At 70.5% G+C, this 24,637-nt stretch carries 16 protein-coding genes; 8 read left to right on the forward strand and 8 right to left on the reverse strand.

The features are described from left to right. The 3 genes from ABIA33_RS03755 to ABIA33_RS03765 are packed head-to-tail and all read left to right on the forward strand — an operon-like array spanning nucleotide 1 to nucleotide 3,190. Nucleotides 1-858: an alpha/beta fold hydrolase gene (locus ABIA33_RS03755; RefSeq protein ID WP_370076874.1), complete on the forward strand. Its 858-nt coding sequence runs from the start codon at nucleotides 1-3 to the stop codon at nucleotides 856-858. Continuing rightward, entirely contained in the window at nucleotides 855-2,075 is a 1,221-nt protein-coding gene (locus ABIA33_RS03760; protein WP_370076876.1) for a glycosyltransferase, read from the forward strand. Before ABIA33_RS03755 ends, ABIA33_RS03760 begins: the two co-directional genes overlap by 4 nt. Continuing rightward, on the forward strand, nucleotides 2,075-3,190 hold the full coding sequence (locus ABIA33_RS03765) for a class I SAM-dependent methyltransferase (protein ID WP_370076878.1): 1,116 nt from the start codon (nucleotides 2,075-2,077) through the stop codon (nucleotides 3,188-3,190). The genes ABIA33_RS03760 and ABIA33_RS03765 overlap by 1 nt, the downstream gene beginning before the upstream one ends. Here the strand turns inward: ABIA33_RS03765 and ABIA33_RS03770 are convergent. Beyond that, nucleotides 3,180-5,492, reverse strand: a complete 2,313-nt coding sequence (locus ABIA33_RS03770; RefSeq protein ID WP_370076881.1) for a CRISPR-associated endonuclease Cas3'' — start codon at nucleotides 5,490-5,492, stop codon at nucleotides 3,180-3,182. The genes ABIA33_RS03765 and ABIA33_RS03770 overlap by 11 nt on opposite strands. A gap of 367 nt (nucleotides 5,493-5,859) precedes the next feature. Between ABIA33_RS03770 and ABIA33_RS03775 the strand changes: the two genes are divergently transcribed. The 4 genes from ABIA33_RS03775 (at nucleotide 5,860) to ABIA33_RS03790 (ending at nucleotide 13,504) form a co-directional block, all read left to right on the forward strand. Beyond that, nucleotides 5,860-8,649 carry a discoidin domain-containing protein gene (locus ABIA33_RS03775; protein ID WP_370076883.1) on the forward strand — a complete coding sequence of 930 codons (2,790 nt, stop codon included), beginning with the start codon at nucleotides 5,860-5,862 and terminating at the stop codon, nucleotides 8,647-8,649. A gap of 154 nt (nucleotides 8,650-8,803) precedes the next feature. Then, nucleotides 8,804-9,031: a hypothetical protein gene (locus ABIA33_RS03780; RefSeq protein ID WP_370076885.1), complete on the forward strand. Its 228-nt coding sequence runs from the start codon at nucleotides 8,804-8,806 to the stop codon at nucleotides 9,029-9,031. Between the two features lie 32 nt (nucleotides 9,032-9,063). Then, nucleotides 9,064-13,041 carry a family 78 glycoside hydrolase catalytic domain gene (locus tag ABIA33_RS03785; protein WP_370076887.1) on the forward strand — a complete coding sequence of 1,326 codons (3,978 nt, stop codon included), beginning with the start codon at nucleotides 9,064-9,066 and terminating at the stop codon, nucleotides 13,039-13,041. A 91-nt stretch (nucleotides 13,042-13,132) separates the two neighbouring features. Then, nucleotides 13,133-13,504: an MmcQ/YjbR family DNA-binding protein gene (locus tag ABIA33_RS03790; RefSeq protein ID WP_370076889.1), complete on the forward strand. Its 372-nt coding sequence runs from the start codon at nucleotides 13,133-13,135 to the stop codon at nucleotides 13,502-13,504. Between the two features lie 162 nt (nucleotides 13,505-13,666). Here ABIA33_RS03790 and ABIA33_RS03795 read toward each other — a convergent pair whose 3' ends face one another. The 7 genes from ABIA33_RS03795 to ABIA33_RS03825 form a co-directional block, all read right to left on the reverse strand. Next, the gene (locus ABIA33_RS03795) at nucleotides 13,667-13,801 is read right to left on the reverse strand and encodes a hypothetical protein (protein ID WP_370076891.1); all 135 of its coding nucleotides are present in this window, start codon (nucleotides 13,799-13,801) and stop codon (nucleotides 13,667-13,669) included. Between the two features lie 367 nt (nucleotides 13,802-14,168). After that, nucleotides 14,169-14,798 (reverse strand): DUF998 domain-containing protein, encoded by a 630-nt coding sequence (locus ABIA33_RS03800; RefSeq protein ID WP_370076893.1) that lies wholly within the window; start codon nucleotides 14,796-14,798, stop codon nucleotides 14,169-14,171. Between the two features lie 89 nt (nucleotides 14,799-14,887). Continuing rightward, nucleotides 14,888-16,354, reverse strand: coding sequence for an alkaline phosphatase family protein (locus ABIA33_RS03805; protein WP_370076895.1), 1,467 nt, complete (start codon nucleotides 16,352-16,354; stop codon nucleotides 14,888-14,890). Between the two features lie 86 nt (nucleotides 16,355-16,440). Next, on the reverse strand, nucleotides 16,441-17,586 hold the full coding sequence (locus ABIA33_RS03810; RefSeq protein ID WP_370076897.1) for an FAD-dependent oxidoreductase: 1,146 nt from the start codon (nucleotides 17,584-17,586) through the stop codon (nucleotides 16,441-16,443). Between the two features lie 36 nt (nucleotides 17,587-17,622). Next, nucleotides 17,623-18,339: a TetR/AcrR family transcriptional regulator gene (locus ABIA33_RS03815; protein ID WP_370076899.1), complete on the reverse strand. Its 717-nt coding sequence runs from the start codon at nucleotides 18,337-18,339 to the stop codon at nucleotides 17,623-17,625. Between the two features lie 80 nt (nucleotides 18,340-18,419). Then, nucleotides 18,420-19,868: a ricin-type beta-trefoil lectin domain protein gene (locus ABIA33_RS03820; protein ID WP_370076901.1), complete on the reverse strand. Its 1,449-nt coding sequence runs from the start codon at nucleotides 19,866-19,868 to the stop codon at nucleotides 18,420-18,422. Nucleotides 19,869-20,004: 136 nt separating this feature from the next. Then, entirely contained in the window at nucleotides 20,005-20,631 is a 627-nt protein-coding gene (locus tag ABIA33_RS03825) for an HAD family acid phosphatase (RefSeq protein ID WP_370076903.1), read from the reverse strand. A gap of 385 nt (nucleotides 20,632-21,016) precedes the next feature. Between ABIA33_RS03825 and ABIA33_RS03830 the strand changes: the two genes are divergently transcribed. Then, nucleotides 21,017-24,514: a polysaccharide lyase gene (locus tag ABIA33_RS03830; protein WP_370076905.1), complete on the forward strand. Its 3,498-nt coding sequence runs from the start codon at nucleotides 21,017-21,019 to the stop codon at nucleotides 24,512-24,514. Nucleotides 24,515-24,637 lie beyond the last annotated feature (123 nt).

A 24,637-nucleotide genomic window follows, 5' to 3' on the forward strand; every position in this document is an offset into this window, starting at 1 on the left:
ATGGCCTTCCTCGAGCTCGACGGGCTCCGCTGCCATGTGCAGCGGCTCGCCCCCCGCGACGGACGGCCGCCCGCCGCCACGGTCGTACTGGTGCACGGGCTGCTCACCGACAGCCTGGCCAGCTACTACTTCACCCTTGCCCCCGCGCTCGCCGCCGCAGGGGTGGACGTGCTGATGTACGACCAGCGCGGCCACGGTCGCAGCGCACGGCCCCAGACCGGCTACCGCCTGGAGCACTTCGTCGACGACCTGGACATCCTGCTGGACCGGCTGCAACTCCCCGGTCCCTTCCATCTGCTGGGCAACTCCTTCGGTGGAACGGTGGCCTTCGGACTCGCAGCCAGGCGCCCTGAGGAGGTACTGAGCATTCTGGCCATCGAGTCCGAACCCGCCACCCCGGTCTGGGCCGCCAAGCTGGACCGCATGCTGCGGCGAGCCGAGGAGCAACTGCCCAGGGAGGAGACCCTGGCGTGGGTCTCGGAGCAGCACGGCTCACACACGGCTCGCCTGGCCCGCTCGGCCGCCAGGTTGCTGGCCGAGACCTCGCTGGCCCGCGACATCCCCGCCAGCCGGCTGCCCACCGAGGCGGAGCTCCGCACGATCCGCTGCCCGGTGCTGGCGGTCTACGGCACCGAGTCGGATCTGGCCGACCAGGCGGCCTGGTTGGACACGCTGCTGCCGTCCTGCCGGAGCACCTTCGTGCCCGGGCAGGAGCACTCCGTCCTGGTGGAGACCCCGGACGTGGTGCGCGAACTCACCCTGTCCTGGCTGCGGCAGAACGGCGCCGAACTGCGCGGTCCGACCACCGACGAGCGATACGCGGGCCGGTCCGCAGAGCCGCAGGGGAGTGTCAGGTGAGCCGATTCCTCTTCGTGGTCCCGCCGCTGGTCGGCCATGTGAACCCGACCCTGGGCGTCGCGGCCGAACTGGCCGCCCGCGGACATGCCACCGCCTGGGCGGGGCACCCCGAGCTGGTCCACCGCGTGGCGGGCCCCGACGCCGAGGTGTTCCCCTGCGACGTCGTCACCGATCCGGCGTCGGATCGGCCCGTGCAGCGACCGCCGGAGCTGCGCGGACCGGCCGCGCTGAAGTTCCTCTGGGAGAGCTTCCTGGTACCGCTCGCCGAGGCGATGGCCCCTGGCGTGGTCGCGGCGGTGGACCACTTCGGCGCCGACGTCGTGGTCGCGGACCAGCAGGCGGTGGCCGGCGCGCTGGTCGCCGAGCGGCTCGGTCTGCCCTGGGCTACCTCCGCGACGACCCCTGCGGAATTCACCGGCGCGCTGGACGGCATGCCCCTGGTGGACGCCTGGATCACCGCCCTCCTGGCCGATCTGCGCAAGCGCATCGGCGACCCGGAGAGTTCCGTCGATCCCCGCTTCTCCCCGCAGCTCACTCTCGCCTTCACCACCCCGGAGCTCGCCGGACCGGTCTCCGGGCCGGGCCCGGAGGACGGGGGCCGCCCGATCAGGTTCGTCGGTCCTTCGATCGCCGCGCGCGCCACGGACCCGTCCTTCGCCTGGCAGTGGCTGGACCCGGAGCGGGCGTTGGTGCTGGTCAGCCTGGGGACGGCCAACACCGACGCCGGCGCGGCCTTCCTGACGTCCTGCCAGAGCGCGCTGCGGGCCCGCTCCGACCGCCTGCAGGCGGTCATCGTGGACCCGGGCGGCGTCCTCGGATTCCCTCCGCCGGACGCCGACGTCCTGGTGCTGCCCTCCGTGCCGCAGGTGCCGCTGCTCGCGCGCGCTGCGGCCGTGGTCTGCCACGCCGGACACAACACGGTGTGCGAGAGCCTGTGGCACGGCGTGCCGCTGGTGGTCGCTCCGATCCGCGACGACCAGCCGGTGGTGGCGGGCCAGGTGGTGGCCGCCGGCGCCGGCATCCGGGTGCGCTTCGGCCGGACCAGCGCGGCCAGGCTCGGCGAGGCGGTGGACACGGTCCTCGACGCCCCTGCCTACCGGGCGGCGGCGCAGCGCATCGCCGCCTCCTTCCGGGCGGCAGGCGGCGCGGCGGCCGCTGCCGACCACCTCGAACTGCTGCTCCGCCCAAGTCCGCAGCCGACGAACAGGCGCATGTGATGACCGCCACCGAGGCAGACCCGACCGCAACCGCGGCGGAGGCACGGACCGCCAGGATCGCCGCCCTTCGTCCCAGCTATCGCGCCGACCTGGCCGAGGGTACCGACCGGTTCTTCGAACCGCGCCGCACCGACTGCCCCTGGTGCGGGTCCACCCGGTTGCGGATCCGGCTGCGCACCCGCGACCTGCTGCAGCACAAGCCCGGACGATTTGTACTGGACCAGTGCCTGGACTGCACGCACGTCTTCCAGAACCCCCAACTCTCGGAACTTGGACTTGAGTTCTACTACCGCGACTTCTACGACGGCCTCGGCGAGCAACGGCTCGCCGGCGTCTTCGGGACCCGGGCCGGGACCTACCGGAACCGCGCGCGGTCCGTGGTCCGGTTCGCGTCGGCGCCGGGCAGCTGGCTGGACGTGGGCACCGGGCACGGTCACTTCTGCGACACCGCCCGAGAGGTCTTCCCGGACACCTCGTTCGACGGCTTGGACCTCAGCGAAGGCGTGAAGCTGGCCGAGCAGCACGGACGGCTGGTCCGCGGCTTCCGTGGTTCGTTCCCCGAACTCGCGCCCACCCTCTCGGGACAGTACGACGTGGTGAGCATGTTCCACTACCTGGAACACAGCAGGGATCCGCAACGGGAGCTGGCCGCAGCCCGGGACGCGCTGCGCCCCGGTGGGCTGCTGCTGATCGAGGTGCCCGACCCGCAGTGCCGCTACGCCCGGCTCCTGGGCCGCTGGTGGCTGCCGTGGCTTCAGCCGCAGCACCTGAACCTGGTACCGGCCGCCAACCTGCGTGCGCGCCTGGGTGCGTTGGGCTTCACCGTCGTGCTGGAGCAGCACGGCGAGCCGCACGACCCGGTGGATCTTCTCGCCGCGTGCTGGCTGCTGTTCGACGCGGTTGCGCCCGCCGAGGACGCGCCGTGGCGCCAGGGGGCCCCGCCGGGCCGGCTGCGGCGCACGGTGCGCGGCGCGCTTCTGCTGGCCGCAGCCCCGGCACTGCTGCTCGCGACGCTGCTGGACCGCGTGATCGCCCGCGTCGCCGGTCGTACCCGTCTGTCCAACGCCTACCGCCTGCTGGCCCGACGTGCTCCGGAACAGAGTCCTACCCGGTGAGCCCGTCCACCGGACCGTCGTGGCGCGCGCTGGAACGCCAGTCCGCCACGCGCACGAGGGTTTCGAGATAGGCGAGACGGAAGGGCCCGAGGTCGTGGCGGTCGAGGAGGGTGAGCGCACGCTCCGTCCACGACCCGGCGGACCCGCCGGGCCCGGACCCGGGCCCGGGCCCGGGCCCGAAGACCGCGGTCCGCAGGGACTGCCCGGGGAATCGCTCGCCGCTGGACAACTGGACCGGCGGTGTGCGGTCCCCGTCCCGGACGCCCAGAAGCTGTGGCGCCTCCGCACCCGCCGGACGTACCGAGATCCGCACCTTGCCGTGGTGGGCGGCGGCCAGGTAGGTCACCAGCGTGGGATCGGCCCGGTCGCCGTGCCAGTGCTCACCGTGCAGCAGCATCAGCGCGCTGACCAGCTCGTGCCGGAAGTACAACCGACTGGAACTGCCGGTGCTGTAGGGGGCCTTGGATTTTGCCAGCAGACCCTCGGGCGGGTCGCCGCCGCCGCCTCGCAGCATCTCCTGGAACACGTCGTGGCACTTGCCGAGGTCGTGGTAGCGGGCCGCCCGAGTGACGGCCTCCCGCTGCTCCGCGGAGAGGCCGGGCAGAGCGTCGACGAGCCTGCGGGCCTCGTCCTCGGTCTCCATGAGGTGCTGGTCGAGACTGACCCAACTGACGCAGCTGAAGGACTGCTGGGCGGCTGCTCCGCAGGAGAGCGGTACCGGGGTGCGGCTCTCGGGGGCCCAGCCCTGGTCCGCGAGGTAGCCGCCGTACCGGGCGTCCAGCAGCAGAGTCACGCCGGGACGGAGATCGTCGGCCACCGCTCGCCGCCAGCGGCCGTCCAGCCGGTCCCGCATCCAGGCACGGCCGTCGAGCATCTGCCGCAGGTCGGCGAGGGGTGCCGGGCAGAGCTCGTCACGGCCCGGACCGGGTTCGTCGTCGGCGGGCTCGCCGGTCTCCCAACTGCGCCAGGCGACCAGCACCGTGAGGTCCGCGGCAGCGCAGAGCCAGCGGCTGACGTCGGCACCGGCGGCGGTGTCGAAGAGCTCCAGCAGATCGCGCTGCTGCAGTACGTGGAGAGGCGGCGTGTACTGGCTGATCCGGACGTCCCGCAACTGCGCGGAGGTGACCGCATCGCCCTCATGGGCGGTGAGCCATCGCGCGGACGCTTCCGCGTCGGGATCTTCTCCGGTCGGTGGCCTGCACCACAACAGGTCGCCGCCCTGGGGGTGTTCGCCCTCGCGGTTGCAGCGGCCGGCGCGCTGCACGATCGAGCTCCAGGGCGCGAGCTCGGTCAGCAGGGTGCGGCTGGAGAGGTCGAACCCGGCTTCCAGCGCCTGCGTGGCGACGATGATCCGGTCACGCTGTGCGCCGGGACCCACCCCGGGGCGGGTGTCGGCGAGCTGCGCCAGCCGGCTCAGCCGGTCGGCCGCTCGAAAGTTTGGATGGATCAGCACGACCTCCCGGTCCGGGGCGGCCTCGCGCAGCGCGCGGTGGAGCGCCCGTGCCCGTTCCACCGTGTTGAGCACGGCCACGGTCTGGGTCCCGGGGACGTGCGCAGCGTCGAGGGCCTGCGCGAGGTCTTCGACGTAGCGCTCGGGGTCGGTTTCCAGCCGCCGGATCCGCCGGACCGCGTTCAGCCGTACGGCCAGTCCACCCTGGCTGTCCGCGTCGCCCAGTTCCACGAGGGGAAGCCGGTCTCCCGGCCCGTTCGGATCCCAGGTCGAGGACATCCACATGGTTCTGGTCGGCGCGGATGTGCCGAGCAGGTCCCGCAGACGCTGCAGCTGGACGCTCGTCGGCAGGGCCGGGCCGAGCAGGTGCATCTCGTCGAAGACCCACTGGGTGTCGGTGTGGAGCAGGCCGTACGACACCGGTGCCATCTCCTGCGAGTCGGCGAACCCGCGCATGAGCGCCCGGCTCAGCAGCATGTCGTGGGTACCGACCAGAATCGCCGTCCGCTCAGGGCGCCGCCGCCAGAGGCCGTCCTGGGCCGAGCCGCCTGTGAGCAGATGCAGCCCGACCTCGTCCGCGCGCCCGAGCCGGTCCAGCCACTCGCCGACTCGCGCGAAGGTCTGGTCGGCGAGACTGTGCAGCGGCAGCACGTAGACGAGTCGGCGCGGCGTCCGCTCCGGCGCCGAGACCAGACGGCGATAGAGCCAGGGCAGTACGGCGGCGACGGTCTTGCCCGCTCCCGTCGGGGCTTTGAGGAGTCCGGGGAGTCCCTCGGCGGCCAGCCTGGCCTGGTACGCATAGGGCACGTGGCCTGTCGCGGTGTGAACAAAGTCCTCGAACCCGCCGGTCATCCGCGACTCCCCTCTCGCCCCGACCTCCTACCTTAGACCGACCGGCACATGGGGGGCGGCGTCGCGGGCCGACGGCTCTCGCCTGACCGGGTTGTCGTCAGTCGCCAGTGCTCCGCAATGGCTCCCTCCTCCGCCCCGCCCAGACTCGGCCCTCGACCCGCTCCTTCACCCACCCCCCAGGTGCCGGTCGGTCTTAGCCAACCCGTAGGTCACTGGCTTCACTTGAGTGACCCGGCGTCGGCAGAGCGCCCACGCCGGTAGAACGTCCAAACCATTGACGCTTCCCGACTGCCTCTCATATATTTCCAACGTGCAACGTGACTGAAACGTTTCATTAACGGAGCGGCCAGACATTGGAGAGCCATCCATGGCAATTCCTGAACGCCCTGTTCGGCACCCGGGTAAAAGGCGGTTCGCGGGCATCGGCCTGGCCTTGGTGGGCTTGACCCTGGCCGGGCTGCCCATGGCCCAGGCCGGCGCCAACGCGGCCACTGCCGAGCCGGCGTCCCGACCCTGGGACGCCTACAACCTCGCACCGGCCGGCCGCACCGTCATTCCGGTCCGGGTGACCCGCACGACGGGCACTGTCAGCAGCTCGACTGCGCTCCTGCACGGCCGCCCGACGACACTGACCGGATCGGGATCGTCGATCACGCTGGACTTCGGCGAGGAGGTCGGCGGCCTGGCGAGCCTGCACTTCACGACCGCCAACGTCGCAGGACAGCAGCTGGGACTGGCCTTCAGCGAGTCGTCGCAGTACATCGGTCCGACCAGCGATGCCAGCAACGGCGGTGCCGGTGCCGACGGCGCGATCTACGCGGGCGTCACCCCGGGGGCCGACTGGACGATGCCCCAGGCCTCACTGCGCGGCGGGTTCCGCTATCTCACGCTCTTCGCCACGTCCGACGGGCCGATCACCCTCGACCGACTCTCCGTCGCCGTCTCCTTCGCGCCCACCATGGCGAACCTGCGCGACTACGACAACTACTTCTACTCCAGCGATCCGCTGCTCAACCGGATCTGGTACGCGGGTGCCTACACCGTGCAGACCAACACCATCTCGCCCAGCACGGGGCGGGTATGGGGGCCGCCGACCGTCGGCTGGAACAACAGCGGAACCGTCGGAACGGGTGACACCGTGCTCGTCGACGGCGCCAAGCGCGACCGCACGGTGTGGCCGGGCGACCTGGGAGTCTCGGTGCCCACCGAGTACGCGTCGCTGGGTGACCTCACGTCCACACGCAACGCGTTGACCACGCTTTACCAGCACCAGGCCACGTCCGGCGAACTCCCCTTCGCCGGACCGCAGGTCAACTTCTACGGCTCGGACACCTACCATCTGTGGACCCTCCTGGGCACGGCGAGCTACTACCAGTACTCCCATGACAAGGCCTGGTTGGACGGCGAGTGGTCGAACTACAAGCGTGCGCTGGCCTACTCGCTGAGCAAGATCCAGCAGGACGGTCTGATGTCGGTCACCGGCACCGCGGACTGGGCGCGCAGCGACCAGGGCGGCGAGAACATCGAGGCCAACGCGCTGCTCCACCAGGCCCTCATGACGGGCTCCGCCCTCGCCGGGGCCGAGGGCGACCAGGTGTCGGCGTCGGCCTGGAAGTCCACCGGTGACACCGTCGGAGCGGCCGTCAACAACCTGCTCTGGGACGACTCGGCGGGGGAGTACCGCGACAACCCGACGAGCGAGCTCCACCCCCAGGACGGCAACTCGGCTGCCGTCTGGTTCGGACTGGCACCGGCAGACCGTGCCAAACGCGTCAGCGCCGCTCTCACCACCAACTGGAACGCCTACGGCGCGACGACGCCGGAGAAGAACTCCGAGATCGCGACGTTCCCAGGATCCATGGAGCTCCAGGCCCACCTTCAGGCCGGCGACGCGACCCGCGCACTGGACCTGATGCGTCGCGAGTGGGGCTACATGCTCAACTCCCCGCTCGGCACCGGCAGTACCTTCTGGGAGGGCTACCTTGCCAACGGCCAGTTCGGCTACGGCGGCGCCTACATGAGCGCCGCGCACGGCTGGGCCACCGGCCCGACCTCCGCGCTGACCTTCTACGTGCTCGGCATCCGGCCCGGGGCCGTCACCGGTGGCTACTCCATCAGACCGCAGCCCGGCGATCTGGCTACCGCGCAGGGTTCCCTCAGGACGCCGCTCGGTGACATCAAGCTGGCATGGCAGCACGACGTGTCCGACCGCACCTTCACCGAGCAGGTCAACGCCCCGACCGCGGCGGTCGACGAGATCGACGTGCCTACCTTCGGCGGCACCACCGAGGTGACCCTCAACGGGAAGCGTGTGTGGAACGGCCGCAGCGGACTGGCCTACGGCGCGCACATCGAGAACGGCTACGTCGTCCTGCACGGCGCGCCGGCCAGAGCGACCATCCGCAGCCGGGAAGTCGGTCACGTCCCCACCACTCTCGCCGTGGCAGCGACCGCCACGCCGACGGCCCCGGTCCAGGCAGGTCACACCCTGACGGTTCCGGTCACCGTCACCGCTCAGGGCGACACCGTCCTGCGCGGCACCGTCACCGCGCAACTGCCTGCGGGATGGACCGCGGATCCGGCGAACTTCAGCCTGGACACCCGCGACGGGCCGACCGACACGGTCGTGCCGCTGACCCTGCACGCACCGAATGACGCCGCGAGCGGGCCGCAGTCCATCGACATCACTGCCGCCGTCGGCCACGTCACGGCGCACGTCAGCACACCGCTGCTGGTGTTCGGCAGCTGGCCGAAGGGCACCACCGCGTCCGCGTCCAGCGCGCACGCACCGAACGTCTTCCAGGGACAGCAGCGCACCTACGACGCCGCCAACGCCATCGACGGAGACCTCGGCACCTTCTGGAACGACGACACACCCGGCCAGTTCCCGGACACGCTCACGGTCGCCACGCCATCACCGCTCACGCTGCACGGTGTGGGATTCGCCTCCGTCATCGACGGCGTCCCCACCGACTTCGCGGTCCAGACCTGGGACGGCACGGCCTGGACGACGCAGGCGCAGGTGAGCGGCAACTCCGCGCTCGACCGCTGGATCCCCTTCAGCGGCCCTGTCACGACGTCCCAGATCCGACTCGTCGTCACCGCCTCGCAGACCCAGAACGGCAATTACACCCGGGTCGCCGAACTCACCCCGTAGTAGTCGCGCGTAGTAGTCGCGCGCGACCGGACAACCCCTGAAATCGTACTCGCCCCATCGGACATCCTGCCCTCGGCTTGAAACGTTACAGGTCGTGGAATCCACATCACCGCAGGCAGCCGCGGGACGCGGCCGCCTGAACTCCTGGAGCCTCATGTCTTCGATACACGCGTTTGCGCGTAAGGCCCGCACCGCCCAGGCGATCGCCGTCGTCGGGGCCCTCACCGCGACGCTCTCCCATTCCGGACCGGCCGTGGCCCACTCCGCCCCGAACGGGGCAAGCCTCGCCGGCTCCGCCGCCACGCTGCAGGGCGGCTACCTGACGCTGCACGGGGTGCGGTCCGGTACGCACACCGTCACAGTCACCGGCGCCGGTCAGTGAAGAGTCTTCATCAACGACGAGGAGACACATCAGTGAGATTCACCGAGTGGCGAAGAGTGCGGCGGCCCTACCTGGCCGTGTTCGCCGCGACCGTCGTGGCGGCGCTGGCCGTACCTGCCGCTGTGCCCGCCACCGCCTCGGCCGCGCCGCTCCGGCCACCGAGCGCCGCAGGCAGCGCGCTCGCGCCGACGGACCTGAGGGTCGACGGTCAGCAGGCGGGACTACCGGCCGGCGAAGCGCGACCCGCGCTCTCATGGACCCTGCACGACGCCCAACGGGCGGAGACGCAGACCGCCTACGAGGTCCGGGTCGGATCGGGGTCGGCCGGCAGCTGGGATTCCGGCCGGGTGACCTCGCAGAACTCGACCGGCGTCACCTACTCCGGCCCCGCGCTCAGCAGCGATCGCAGCTACCTCTGGTCGGTGCGGACCTGGAACAGGCAGGGAGAGCCGTCCCCGTGGTCGGCCGCCGCGTCCTTCGACACCGGGCTGCTCAACGCTGGGGACTGGTCGGCCTGGTGGGTGCAGGCGACTGACGGCGCCCTGGTACGCGGTGCCTTCGACATCGCCAAGCCGGTCGCGAGAGCGCGGCTGTACTTCGCGGCGCAAGGGCTCGTCGAGCCCCACCTGAACGGTGCGCGCGTCGCACCGGACGAGGTCCTCGACTCCTCGGTCACCGACTACCGATCGCGGGCTCTCTACCGCGACCTCGATGTCACCGGTCAGGTGCACCAGGGCCGCAACGCGCTCGCGTTCATGGCGGGCAAGGGGCAGTTCAGCGGCCGGCCGACGTTCGTGGCACAGCTCGACGTGACCTACAGCGACGGCTCCAAGGCCGTGTTCGGCACGGATCCGTCCTGGAAGACCGCCCCGGGGCCGGTGACCGGCGACGACTTCTACCTCGGGGAGACCTACGACGCCCGCAAGTCCGTTACGGGATGGGACACGGCCGGCTTCGACGACAGTTCGTGGGCCGACGCGCACACGGTGGCGCCGGCGTCGCATCCGCTGAGCCTGGCCCAGGACAGGCCGGTGACGGCGCTGGACTCGACCACCTGCTGTGGCTGGTCGCCCGCCGCGCTCACCGACGGCGTCGACGGTTCTAGCGATGCGTCCGAGGGCTACCATTCGGCGATCGAATCGGCGGCCGGCGTCACCAAGTGGGTGCAGACCGATCTCGGCTCGGACCAGAACGTTCGGCAGATCACGCTCTTTCCCGCGCGGCCGACCAACGACCCCGCCGGAGACCTGAAGGGCGCCGGATTCCCGGTGCGCTACCTGGTCCAGGTCAGTGATGACCCGACCTTCGCGACCGCGACCACGGTCGCCGACCGCACCGGCGCCGACCAGCCGCAGCCGGGCACCTCGCCGGTGGCCCTCCCGACCGACGCCACCGGCAGGTACGTACGGGTCACCGCCACCAAACTGCGTTGCATCGGCACGAGTTGCACCTTCCGCCTGGCCGAGCTCGGCGTCTACGGGGCGCATCCCTCGGTGGGCTACTCCGCGGTCACCCAACTGCAGGCAGACACCACGTCGCCGACCAGGATCGTCAGAACGCTCGCACCGGCGAAGGAGACCCGGCCCGCGACGGGAGAGCGGGTCTACGACTTCGGTCAGAACATCACCGGTTGGGTGACCGTCACGGCGGCCCAACCCGCCGGTACGACCGTGGACATCAAGAAGGGCGAGATCCTCGACTCGGCCGGGCAGGTCTCGACCACGAACATCAGCTTCTCCGCGAGCGACCCGCCGCGGCAGACCGACCACTACACGTTCAGCGGTTCCGGGACGGAGACCTACGCGCCGCACTTCGCCTACTCGGGCTTCCGGTACGCCGAACTGACCGGCCTGCCGGACAGCGCCGAAGTCACCGTGACCGCCCAGGTCGTGCACACCGATGTGGCGACGACCGGCCAGTTCAGCTCGTCGAGTCCGCTGCTCGACACGATCCAGAACGCGGGCGCGCAGACCCAGCTCAACGACCTGCAGTCGATCCCGCTGGACTGCCCCACCCGCGAGAAGCACGGTTGGCTGGGAGATGCCGCGGACTCCGACCTGGAGGCGATGAGCAACTACGACATGCAGTCGTTCTACTCGAAGTGGCTCGGTGACGTGGTGACCAGCCTCAACCCGGACGGCAGCATCCCGTCGGTGGCACCGGCCAACGGTGGCCAGGGTTCCTGGGCCACCGATCCGGCCTGGGGGACGGCGTATCCGCAGATCATCTGGGACACCTACACCCAGTACGGCAGCACGCAACCCGTCACCGCCAACTACCAGCACGTGAAGGCGTGGGTGGACTACCTCGGCACGATCAGCGACGCGGACCACGTCATCGTCAACGCGCCCACGTCGTGGGGCGACGACTGGGTGTCCACGGTCAGCACACCGCACGACTTCTTCCAGACCGGTTTCTACTACCTGGACGCGGAACTGCTCGCGAAGATGGCGGACGTCGTGGGCCACTCGTCCGACGCCCAGCGCTACCGCGCGCTGGCCGACCAGATCGCTGCGGGGTTCACCAAGCGCTACTTCCACGCGGACACCGGTGTGTTCGGCACCGGAACGCAGTTGTCCTACGCGATGCCGCTGGTGCTGGGCCTCGTGCCGGCGGGGCACCAACAGGCCACGGTCGACAATCTGGTGCAGGACATCACCGCGCACGACGACCACCTCACCACCGGCTTCGTCGGCACGACCTTCGTGTTCCAGGCGCTCGGCAGGTACGGGCGCGACGACGTCGCGCTCGCGCTGGCCGAACGCACCGACTACCCCAGTTTTGGCTACATGATGGGCCAGGGCCCCGGCACGATCTGGGAGAAGTGGGTCAACTCCTCGGCTCCCGACGGGACATCGTCGAAGGACCACATCGGCCTGGGCGGCTCGATCGGCCAGTGGTTCTACCAGCAACTCGCCGGGATCCAGCCCGGCAGCACCGGATCCGGATACCGCAGTCTGACGCTCGCTCCCGGCGTCGTCGGCGATCTGACCTCTGCCTCGGGACAGCAGCAGACCGTGCGCGGGACGGTCGTCAGTTCGTGGCAGCGCGCCGGGACCACGCTCACCTACCACGCGGTCGTCCCGGTCGGCACGACCGCGACGATCCGACTGCCGCTGCTCGGCGGCACCGGGTCCGCCGTAACCGAAGGCGGCCGGACGATCTACGCGGCCGGCCACGGCGCGCAGTCCGATCCGGGCCTGACCGTCGGACGGGCGACCGACCAGGAGCTCACCCTCACCGCAGGCTCGGGCGACTACACCTTCACCGTCCTGCCGCCGAAGACGCCGTTCACCCGCCTGTCGGTGACGGCAAGCCAGCCGGCGCCCATCGCCCCGGGCGGCAGCGGCGACGTGACCGCCGTGGTCGAGGCGCGGTCCACCGGCGCGGGCTCGGCCTCCGTCGGGGCGACCGTGCCCACCGGCTGGACGGCGACGGCGGCACCGGCGGATATCCCGCTCACCCCGGCCACGTCCGACGTCCGGACGACCCTGCGGGTCACCGTGCCGAGCAGCGCTGCCAGCGGGGTGTATCCCCTGAAGGTGAAGGTGCGGGCGCCCGACGGCTCCGTCGCGACGGCGGCAGTCTCGGTGCCTGTGTTCGGCCGCTGGCCCACCGGCACGGTTGCGTCGGCGTCGAGCGAGCACGCGCCCAACATCGTCAACGGCGGGACGCGCACCTACGTCGCGGCGAACGCGATCGACGGGAACCTCGCGACGTTCTGGAACGACGACACCCAGGGGCAGTTCCCCGACAGCCTCACCGTCACCGCGCCTTCCGCAGTCACGCTCGACGGCGTCGGGTTCGCCTCCAACCCCGACGGCGTCCCGACCGACTTCACCGTGCAGACGTGGGACGGTTCGCAGTGGGTGACACAGGCGGACGTGTCCGGCAACTCCGCGCTGTACCGCTGGATCCCGTTCGCTGCGGGGGTGACCACCACTCAGGTGCGGATCGTCGTGACGGCTGCGCAGGACGGATTCACCAGGGTCGCTGAACTCACTCCCTGAGAAGACCCTCCTCAGGGACACGGGCCCCGGTCCTCTCCACCAGGAGACGACCGGGGCCGGTCTGTCGTGGTCGACGTCTAGGGTGGTGACCGTGATAGATGCCGATGATGTCCGTCGTATCGCGCTGTCCCTCCCCGAGACCGCGGAGAAGGAAGCGTGGAGCATGCCCACGTTTCGCGTCGCCGGGAAGATGTTCGTCACGGTCCCCGATGATCAGACGTCGTTCGCCGTGCGGTGCCCCAAGCACGATCGGCTGGAGTTGATCGCCGCCGAACCGGAGAAGTTCTGGGTGCCGCCGCACGAGGCGCGTTCCGACTGGGTGCGGGTGCGGCTAGGCGCGCTGGAGGACATGGCGGAGCTGTACGACATCCTCGTGGACTCGTGGAAGCAGGCCGCGCCGGAGCACCTCGTGGAGTCCTTCACCGCGCCGGGACCCGGTGGGGGGCCTGCGGACAACCGCTGATCAGGCGGGGCGGTGCGCGAGGACGCCGAACATGGTCACGGACGGCGCCACGGGTCAGGGCCGCGACTGTGTCCGGCTCGCCCGGATGGAGGATCGTCACCGGCGCGAAGTCGGGTAGTCCTGAACCACCCCGGCAACGGCCCGGCCCCGCAGCCGAAGCCGTCACGTCGTTTGAATCTCCTCGATGATCGCGTCGATCCGGGCGTCACTGACCCGGAGATCGCGCAGCCGCGCGGCCAGCTGCCGTAGTTGGGCTTCGCGCCGGTCGTGCTCCTGGGTCCGCGACGTTCTGCGCACTCCGGAATCCCTGGTGGGCGCCGTCCTGTCGCCCCGCGTCCCAGACGCGCCCGACGAAGTCCGCAGCGGTCGCCTGGTCGAGGTCGCTGGTGAGGGCCATCAGGTCGTTCGTGAAGCCGATCAACGGGTGAGGGGTCGTCATGGCACCAGGAGACGACGCAGGCGCCCGGTCCGCGAAGGGGATTCGCCCGGACGGCCCACCCGGCTCGCGGCGGCGGGAGCCAGGGCGCTCCATGGACATGTGCGCTGGTCCGGCCGTGATCCCGTCGACCGGCGCGCCGCCGGGCAGGCACCACAGCCTCTTCTCCCCGGCGCTCGGGAGCCCCTGTGTCGAGCGGGGGCTCCCGCCATGCCCATGGGTACGGGGTCAGGACCGAGGACGCGAGTTCGAGCGGCTCTTGAGCGGACGAACCGCATCGGACGTGCGACCCACGCAGGAGGCCACCACGACGAGTGGCCACGCAGTTTCAGCTGTCGACACGACACGCTCGGAGAGCCCGGCGGCGCTGTGGGCATGCACTTCGACCACGAACCAGGCTACGGCGGCGAGCAGCAGCGCGGTCGCCACAGCTGAAACGGCGGGTCTGAGTGCCCACGGGGTGAACGGACCCCGACCGGTGGCAAGCCACGGCCAGACGGCCAGGACCACTGCGCCCACCCCGGCCGCCGCACCGTGCCGGAAGGAGGGGCCGCTGACCTGTTCCGGAGAAAGGGCGACCAGGATCGTTGCGACTCCGCCGAAGACCAGCGCGAGCCGGCCGGCGGGCGCTGCGGCGCGCAGCCCAAGAGCGGTGATCCCGTGACAGGCCCCTACCGCGATCATCGCGTTGGTCATCAGCCAGCGGTCCCGGGCGGAGTAGCCGGCGAGCGAGCTGATCGTCTGGACGGTGGGGTCGTAGCCCGGCCCCTGAAGGTAGGCCGCGATCGTCCATCCGCCGACCAGCAGGACAACGGCACATCCCGACGAGAGCAAGGCCCACCACGGGGCGAGTCGCATAAGCGCACCTTAGCCGCGAATCACCCTATTTCGGTGCACGACGCGAGGTGCTCAGTGCTGGTGTCGCCGCCGGCCGGGCACGCCGTGTCTCAAGGGGTCGCGGCGGCCGTCGGCGGGGTGAGGTCGGTGCTGGGGTGGACCGGCAGAAGCAGGGGTGGACGGGGCTTCTGGGTGAAGTCGAAGTCGGCGCTGAGGTCGCCGAGCGCCTTGTTGGTCTCGCGGACGTCGGGCCGGGGGTCGGGGCGGCCGTCGCCGGCGGGGTCGAGGCGCTGGCCGTGCAGGAAGTCGTCCTCGATGAACTTGTCGTAGGCGTCGAAGGAGAGGGTCTGGTGGTCGATCAGCCCCTGCTTGGCGTAAGGGCTGATGACCAGGCCCGGGACGCGCAGACCGTAGCCGTTCTGGTCGACGGAGGGCGGCTGCAGGTGGTCGTAGAAGCCGCCCCAGTCGTCCCAGGAAAGGAAGATCGCGGTGGAGTTCCAGTCGGGGCTGTTCATGACGGCGTTGATCAGGCCGGTGGTGTAGGACTGGCCCGCGCTGACGAGCGCGGGTGGATGCTCGCTGACTGGTCCGGCAGGGGCGATCCAGGACACGGCCGGCAGGGTGCCGGCCTTGGCGGCGCTGTAGAAGCTGTCCAGGGACTGGATGTTGCCTTCCTGATGGTCGGCCTTGACGGTGTCGAAGTACGGGAGCGGGTTCCAGATGCCGGGGGTCTTGGCGTTCTGCTTGACCGGGGAGCAGGTCATGGCAGTGGCGTCCTCGCAGTCCGGCTCGGTTCCCTTCATGACGTAGTAGCCCCAGGTGACGTTGTTCTTGTGGAGCAGGTAGGTCAGGTCCGTCCAGGCGTAGATCGGTGCGGGTCGTTGCGCGGTGGGTGGCGGCGACTTCCTGCGTCCGGCGGCGGCGAAGTCGGGCGGGTTGCCCGGGCTCTGCAGGGCGTTGGTGCAGCTGGCGGGGTTGTCGTGCTGGGTGCAGTGAGCCGACCACTCGGAGACCAGGAACAGGTGCGCGGGCAGGGACCAGGACGCGTTCGGCTCGAACATGTGGTCCTGCAGAACGAAGTTCTTGGCGTAGGCCCAGTAGTTGGGGATATCGCTGCCGTTGTGGTACCCCATGACGTCGGTGCTGCCACTGCCCTGGGTGCAGGCCGGGTCGGTGGTGTTCAGGCAGCCCTTGCGCCCGGCCTCGGCTTGGGCGACGAAACCGTTCATGGCGCCGCCGTTGATGTCGGCGGTGGCGTTGGTCTGGCCGTGCGGGCCCCCGCTGTTGCGGTCGGCGGTGTCGTGGAACGGCTTGGCGCAGCCTCCGCCGGTCGGGTCGGGAACGCAGGCGGTGGGTGCGCCGTTGCTGATCGCGATGCCGTCCGCGCCGGGGAAGGTGCCGAAGTAGGAGTCAAAAGACCGGTTCTCCTGCATGATGACCACGACGTGCTTGATCGTGTGGATGCCCCCGGCGGCAGGCGCCGCCGCACCCCCGCTTCCGCCGGTCCCACCGCCGGTGCACGCGGCGGTCACACCGGCCGCAGCCAGCAGCGCCATCCTTGCTCGCACGTTCGTCATTGTTGCCCTCCTCGGCGTTGAGGCTCGGCTACTTCCTGGCCGCACGCTAGGAGTCGACCTTGTGGGAACCCTGTGGCGCGCCGCCCTCACTCGGCCTGGGCGTGGTTGCGGGTGAACTGGTCGAGCAGTCCTTGGGGGGCGTCGTCGCTGAAGCAGACGACGAGGTTGTCGGCGGACTCGGCCGCGGCTGCCTGGCTGCGGGGGAACAGGGCCTGCTCGTAGGCGGCGAGTGCGGCTTCGGTGTCGCCGCGATGGGTGGCGATGGCCGTGCCGAGTTCGGCTCCGTCGAGCATGGCGAGGTTGGCTCCCTCGCCGGCGAACGGGGACATCAGGTGGGCGGCGTCGCCGAGCAGGGTGACGCCGGGGACACGGTCCCAGCGGTGGCCGACGGGCAGTGCGTGGATCCGGCGGGGGACCGGCGTGCCGTCGGCGTCGGCTATGAGCGCCTGCAGGCTCTTGTCCCAGTCGGCGAAGTGCTCCAGCACAACAGCCTTCGCTGCCTCGGTGTCGGTGAAGTCGATGCCGGTGATCCAGTCCTCGGGCGCATAGAACGTCGCGTAGACGTGCAGGCTGCCGTCCGTCTCGCGGTGGGCCAGGAAGCCCCTGCCCTCGCCGAGAGCGAAGAGCATGCCGCCGCCGACGACGGCGGCACTCTCGGGGTGGCGGGCGTCGGCGTCGGGGAAGTCCAACTCGACCGCGGAGAGGCCGGAGTAGAGGGGGACGGCGTCGGAGACCAGCGGGCGGATCCTCGACCAGGCACCGTCCGCGCCGACCAGGAGGTCGGTGGTGAAGCTCGACCCGTCGGCGAGGGCCACCTCGTGCCGTCCGTCGCCGAGCGGGCGGGCCCCGGTGACTTTCGTGCCCCAGCGGACCGTGCCGTCGGGCAACGAGTCGAGCAGCAGGTCGCGCAGTTGTCCGCGGTCGACCTCGGGCCGCTCGCCGTCGCCCTCGTCGAGCTCCTCAAGGCGGACGACCGCGTGCTTGTCGAGGATCCGCATGGCCTCGCCACCGGAATGGATGATCGCGCGGAACTCCTGGTACAGGTTCGCGGCGCGCAGGGCGGCCTGGCCGGAGTCCTCGTGTATGTCGAGCATGCCGCCCTGGACCCTCGCGTCAGGTCCGGCTTCGAGCTCGTGGACGGTGGCTTGGATGCCGTTGACGTGCAGGACGCGGGCGAGGGTCAGGCCGCCGAGGCCGCCCCCGATGATGGTGATGGGGTGGTGCGGGGACATGGTGGTGCACTCCTTGGTCCGGTCGGGCGCGACGGGTTACGGGTGAATGTCTTCGGCCGAGGCGGTGTCCGGCCGGGGGGTGGCCAGCGTTCCGTTGATCAGCGTGCGAAAGCCCCAGGTCAGGCGGTCCCGCCCGGTGCCGGAGAACAGTTCGGTGCCGAGCTCGGCCAGATGCGGGTGGGTGCGGCGCGAGGCGCCGCGTACGGCCGCTGTCAGGGCGTCCTGCTCGTCCTGGGCGTCGGCGGCCTGGTCCCGAGTGGCCTGCTCGGCGGCGGTCGCGGTGGCGAACTGCAGCAGGACGTCGACCCCCCAGGCCGCCCGCTTGTTGGGGACACCGCCCTCGTGCAGCAGGGAGAGCAGCGCCTCCAGCAGGTCCAGGTAGCGCTTCCCCGAGGGACGGGCCACCAGGGCGGACTGGGCCAGGCCGGGATTCTCGAACAGCACGACGGTGTAGGAGGTCAGGACCTGCACGAGCCGGTCGCTCCAGTCGCCCGCGGCCTTGGCCGGCCGCAGATCGACCGCGCCGAGAAGCTCGTCGAGCACGGCCGCGTGCAGCTCGGCGGTGTTGCGGACGTAGACGTAGAGGGAGGCGGGCCCGGTGTCCAGCTCCTGCGCCAGCCGGCGCATGGTGACCCGTTTCAGTCCTTCGGCGTGCATGAGGGCGACCGCGGTCGCGATGATGCCCTCCCTGGTCAGGGCCGGCTTCGCCGGGCGCTCGCGGCGGCTGCGGGGTGCTGCGGAGTGCGCTGTCATGCCTCGAGCGTAACGAACATGTTCGTAGCAAACAAGTTCGCCACGAACATGTTCGTACACACGATGCCGCCGTTGGGCGGCTAAGGAAGTGACCAGTGCTGGTTGGCACCGCTGTTGCAGGGCCAGATCTCCAGGCGGGTGCCGTCGGCTGTGGCGGACGCGGGGTCGTCCAGGCATTCGCCTGACTGGGGGGAGACCAGCTCGCCGCCGGAGGCCTGACTCCACTGTTGGTTGGCGCCGCCGTTGCAGGTCCACAGCTCCACCGGGGTCCCCGCGGCCGTGTTCCCGCCGGTGACGTCCAGACACAGGCCGTTGACCCGCAGGGTCCCGCCGACGAAGGACCAGTTCCACCACTGCGCGGCGCTGCCGTTGCAGCTCCACAGGTCCACGGTGGCGCCGGGTGCCGCCGACGCGTTGAAGTCGTCCAGGCACTTGCCCGAGACGGCAGAAGCGACGGGGCCGGAAAGGGACGCACCGGGGTTGCGGCTGATGATCGCGTCGATCAGCGCGTGGCCGGGGTAGTCGGTCAGCACCACTCCGGTGCGCGCTGCCCCGCCGCTGTTGAGATAGTCGAGGGCGCGCTGGTTCACGCCGCTGCCACCAAAGTACCCGCCGGCCATGTCGGCCGGACCCGCGCCGAACGGCGAGCAGTTCGCCGAGGTGTAGGTGGTGTACATCGATCCCGTCGTGTCGTTGCTCGCGGCGACCAGGTTCGCCTGCGCCTCGCTCCACTTCTGTGCGAGCCCGCACTGCGTCCAGTCGTTCTCGACGTACTGGCCGGAGTTGCCCGTGGTCAGCTGCGTCAGCCCGTAGCCGGAGTACATCTCGCCCCGCGGGCCGGTGAAGTCGGCCAGCACGACATGGCCGCGCACCTGGCCCACGGTGGGCATGCCCGCCGTGCTGCTGCCGGTGACGGTGGGTGCGTAGAAGAGTCCCGGGTAACGCGAGACGTAGCCGGCGAGAATGCGGATCCGGTCGGCGGCTGTGATGTTCGACGGATCGTCAGCGCAGTGTCCGATCGAGGAACTTCCGCTGCCGCCCTCGGTGGTGTCCGCGTCGCACTCGCCGTGCAGGTCCATCAGGATCGACTCGCCGGGGTGGGCGGACAGGAACGACCGGGCGTGTGTCAGCACGTCGTCGAAGTTCGCGTTCTGGTACACGTCGGTGTGATGGATCGCGAAGGCGGTGCCGCCGTTCACGACCCTGACCCGGATGTCGATGGCCCGGATGCCGGCGTTGAGCTGCGCGTCGAGCGAGGCGGCGCCATCGCCGTGATCCTCCTGGGCCTCGTAGGCCGCCGGGGCGAGACCGCCGTGGATGGCGAGGGTGTCATGGGTGCCTGGGACGGACAGAGCGCCCAGGCCGGTCTGGTCCGGCACCTGAGCCATCCAGTCGGCATGGTTCTCGGTGGTCAGGCTGTTGAACGCGTCACTCGAGGTCGTCGGCTGTGCGGACGCCGTCCCGGTCGAAGTCGTCATGGCGAGCAGTACGGCGGCCGACCCCGCCGCGATCACCCGTAGGGTCTGCACGGGCCGACTGATGCGCCCAACTGAACCGCTGCTCGTGGATCGTCTGAATAACATGTCGTCCCCTTTTCTTCCAACTCCGTGGCCGGGGCGGCCGTGTGGGTAGGAAGCCGCCCCGGGGTGTGCGTGGCGTGCGGCGTCAGTCGAGGAGCCCGTTGTAGTCCGGCAGCTTGAAGGTCTGCTCGGCGTGGCCGCCGGTCAGATCGCTGGCACTGTTGCCGATGTTGGCGATGATCGTGTAGCCACGGTTCTCGATCGCGGTGCGGGCTCCGGTCTTGAAGGTCTCCAGCGACGTGAACAGGTCCTCCAGGTCACGGCTGTAGAGGCCGGCCACCGGGTAGCCGACGGCCCCCAGGTTCAGGAGCGTGACCGGGTCGATCGCCTCGGGGCGGCCGGTGACGAAGAAGACGCTCACGCCGTGCGCGGCGGCGTACTTGGCCAGCGTCAGGACCGTCGGAGTCGCCGGAACCGGATAGGTCGTCGGGTTGAAGTACGAGGCCAGCGCGGTGTTGTCGATGTCCAGGACGATGGCGAGCCGGTCCGTCGACGAGGCCGAGGCGATGCGCTGCACCAGGTAGCTCTGCGCCTGGTCGGTGACGGCGGTGACGTCGGACAGCCAGCCCGCGTAGGTCACGCCGGTGCTGCTCGCGGCGGCGGCGACGGCCGGGCGCGCGGCCTGCGCCGCGGTGGCGGGCGCGGCGACGCCGAGGGCGATCGCGGCGGCGACGGCGATGACGGCTGCGGAGCGGCGATGTGATGTGCGCATGGGTGTTGCCCTTCGTTGAGACGGACAAGACGGGGGCCGGCTCGGGTTCCGGGCGCGGCTCGGGGGCTACGATCCCGGCGCCAAGCAAACATCTGACAACACAGGTGTATACAGAGTCTGCCAGGTCCACGACAAGTATGCGGGGCGTACTGCCAGGCTCTGAGGCTCATGGTGCCAGCCTCATGTGTGACCGAGGTGCTCATATGTGAACACCTGGCAAGTGATCAACGGAGCGAGCTGCGGCGTGTCAAAAGTGTGTTCATGTATATGAATCCTAGTCATCATATTGAACTCTTACCTTATGACACCTTGCTTGTGACGGCGTGTCAGAGAACCTTCGTTTGAAGGATGTCCATCAGGTTTTCCACCGTCAGGAGTGGCACGTATGAGATGGATGACAGCACCGTCCGGAGTCGGCCTCAGGCGCCTGCTCGGCAGCACGTTGGCGGTGGCGCTGGTCGCGCTGGCCGCTTCCCTCGGCCTGGCGGGGCCGAGCAGCGCGACGACTCCGGCCGCGAAGGCGGCGGCGTCCGCGTCTTGGACGGGGACCTTCGACGGTTTCCCCTCGACCGCCTGGCACCAGTCCTGGGGGATCACCCCGGACTCCCAGCAGTGCCAGGGCGCGACCTCGACGGCCCCGTGCAACTGGGGCTACTCCAACCTCCAGGCCGTCAGCGACCCGACCGCCCCGGGTGGCGGCCAGGCGCTCAAGGTCACCTACCCGGCCCCCAGCGGACCGCCCAGCTGCGGATGCGGGTTGGGCGGCGGCCAGTTCTACCAGAACCTCAACCTCAACGGACAGCAGGCACTGGCCCAGAGTCCGACCGTTGACCTGAAGTACTGGTACAACTTCCCGGTCGGCTTCGACTTCGGCGGCAAGACGGCCGGGAAGATGCCCGGACTGTACGGCGGCGTCCCCGGCTGCGAGAGCGGCGGCCAGCACTGCAACGGCGGCTGGTCGACCCGCTACATGTGGCGCGGCGGCAGCACCAGCGCTCCCAACGGCGAGCTGTACTTCTACACCGCCGCGGGCAGCGGCTTCGGCGCGGACCTGTGCCTGGGCAACTGGCACTTCCCGGCCGACGGGAAGTGGCACTCCATCGAGCAACTGGTGAACACGGGCTCCGGACAGATCACCATCTGGTCCGACGGTGGATCGACCCCGGTCTGCCAGACCACGCAGACCCTCGGCGGCACGCCCGTCTCCGGAACGTTCTTCTCCACCTTCCACGGCGGCCACGACACCTCGTGGAGCCCGCGCCACACCACCACCGACGAGTTCGCCGACTTCACCCTGAGCACGGCGCAGCAGAGCGGCGGCGGAACATCCCCCGCCACGCCCACCGGTCTCGCGGTCAGCGGCAGCACCAGCTCCTCCGTGACCCTGAACTGGACCGAGCCGACGGGCAGCGACCCGGCGGCGTCCTACCGGGTGTACGAGGGCAGCGCGGTGGTCGCCACCTCGACGACCACCGGTGCCACCCTCAGCGGGCTGGCCGCCGGCAGCACCCACAGCTACACCGTCACCGCGGTGGACGCGGCGGGCGTCGAGTCCGGTCACAGCGCTGCCGTCACCGCCACCCTGCCGGGCGGCGGAGGGGGTGCCCCGGCCGCGCCCATCGGCCTCACCGTGACCAACACCACCGGGACCACGGTCGACCTCAGCTGGACCGAGCCGACCAGCAGCGACCCCGCAGCTTCGTACCGGGTGTACGAGGGCGGTACGGTCGTCGCGACCAACACCGTCATCGGCGCGACCATCAGCGGTCTGGCTCCCGGTAGCACCCACACCTACACGGTCGTCGCCGTCGACGCGGCAGGTGTCGAGTCCCCGCACAGCGCAGCCGTGACCGTCGTCGTACCGGGCGGCGGGGGCGGCGGGCTGACCGCCTCGGTGGGGAAGATCAAGGACTGGGGCAGCGGCTACACCGACGAGGTGACCGTGACCAACAACTCCCCGTCCACGGCCACCGGTTGGAACGTCCAACTGGATCTGGACCCGAGCATGAACATCGAGAGCGTGGCCTCGGCCGCACTGACGTCCAGCGGCCGGCACGAGACCTTCGCCAGCACGAGTTCCAACGGTTCGATCGCGCCCGGGGCCCACGTCACCTTCCAGTTCAGCGGCGACTACACGACCGGCTACGTCGCCCCGACCAATGTGACCGTCAACGGGCAGAGCACGGGCGGCAGTCCGGCCGTCCCGACCGGCCTGACCGTCGGCAGCGTCACCAGCTCGTCCGTCCCGCTGTCGTGGTCCGAACCCTCCGGGACCGACCCGGCGGCGTCCTACCGGGTGTACGAGGGCAGCACGGTGGTCGCCACCTCGACCAGCACCAGTGCCACCGTCGGTGGGCTGGCGGCGGGCAGCACGCACACCTACGCGGTCTCCGCCGTGGACGCGGCGGGGGTCGAGTCCGCCCGCAGTGCCCCGGTCAGCGCCACCACCAGCGCAGGAGGCCCCACCGCACCACCCGTCCCCACCGCCCTCGCGGTGACCGGAACCACCAACTCCGCAGTCGCTCTCGGCTGGTCCGAGGCGTCCAGCGCTGACCCGGCGGTGTCCTACCGGGTGTACGAGGGCAGCACGGTGGTCGCCACCTCGACCACCACCAGTGCCACCGTCGGTGGGCTGGCGGCGGGCAGCACGCACACCTACGCGGTCTCCGCCGTGGACGCGGCGGGGGTCGAGTCCGCCCGCAGTGCCCCGGTCAGTGCCACCACCAGCGGATCCGGCGGTGGCGGAACCTTCACCCAGGCCGAGATCGACTCGGCGGTCGCCGCGCCGGGCATCGCCTACGCGGTGCCCACCTCGGCGGTGCCCAGGCCCGGTACCAACCCGGTCAACATCGGCGCTGCCAAGGTGCTCTACTACCTCGCCCTGGTCGACCGGCAGGCACCCGGGACGAAGGCCACCGACGGGACCACCGTCGACAGCGCGCTGCTCGCCCAGGTGCGCAGCCTGATCGCCGGCGGCCACGAGCCGGACGCCGACGGCGGTTTGGAAGGCTGGGCGCACGCGCCCGTCGCCCAGGCGCTGCTGCTGCTGAAGAACGGGCCGACCTGGAGCGAGCTCTCGGCGGCCGAACAGAACAAGGTCTCGCTGCTGGAGGAGGCGATGGGTTTCGCCGGCAACTACACCTACAACGACGCCAGCAGCTTCTCCTCGGGCATCTGCGGCTTCGGCAACTTCAGCAAGACCAACAACCCCAACTACCGCGACGGATACGTCGATGTGGAGGCCGCCGCGATCCAGTACTTCGGCGCCGCCGCCTGGGACGGCATGCTGGCCGGCTTCAACGACGCCACCATGGCCTCCCAGCTCGACGCAGCCGGCCTGACCAACGCCGGCGGCTGCTACACCACCGTGGGCTCCGCCGCCAACGCGCCGATCCAGCGCCCGTTCGTCTGGGAGGGTCACCACACCACCGATCTGATGGGGATCTGGAACCAGCTGGCCGCTGACACCTTCGACAAGACGGTGACCAGCGTCAACGGCCCCGCCCACATCGCCGACGGCAGCACCAGCCCGGTCCAGGGCCAACTGGGCATGGGCCACGAGTTCGCCTCCACCGACTCGGCCGGGCTGCGCAGTTCCGCCCTGTACGTCTTCGAGGGCTGGATGAACGTGACCGGGAACCGGGTGGCGATGTCCGCGCTCGGAAACTTCAGCTGCTCCACGGCCTCGTCCGCCGCGCGCTACAGCGTGGGCAGCCAGGACCTGATCTACAAGCTGCACCACGGCTACTACAGCTACGGCCTCAACCAGAACGGAGTACTGACCGACGACCACGGAGACCCGGCCACCGACGGCCCCGACGTCAAGGGCTACCTGTACGACCTGGACGCCTACCACGCCCTGATCGGCACCCAGTCCTGCTGAACCGCGAGCCGGGCCGGGGGGCGGGGGGGGGGCGGGGGGCCCGGCGGCCCCCCCCCCCCCCCCCCCCCCCCCCCCCCCGACCCCCCCCCCCCCCCCCCGGCGAGGGGGGGGGCGGGGGGCCCG

The organism is Streptacidiphilus sp. MAP12-16, assembly GCF_041262165.1.
GTDB lineage: Bacteria > Actinomycetota > Actinomycetes > Streptomycetales > Streptomycetaceae > Streptacidiphilus.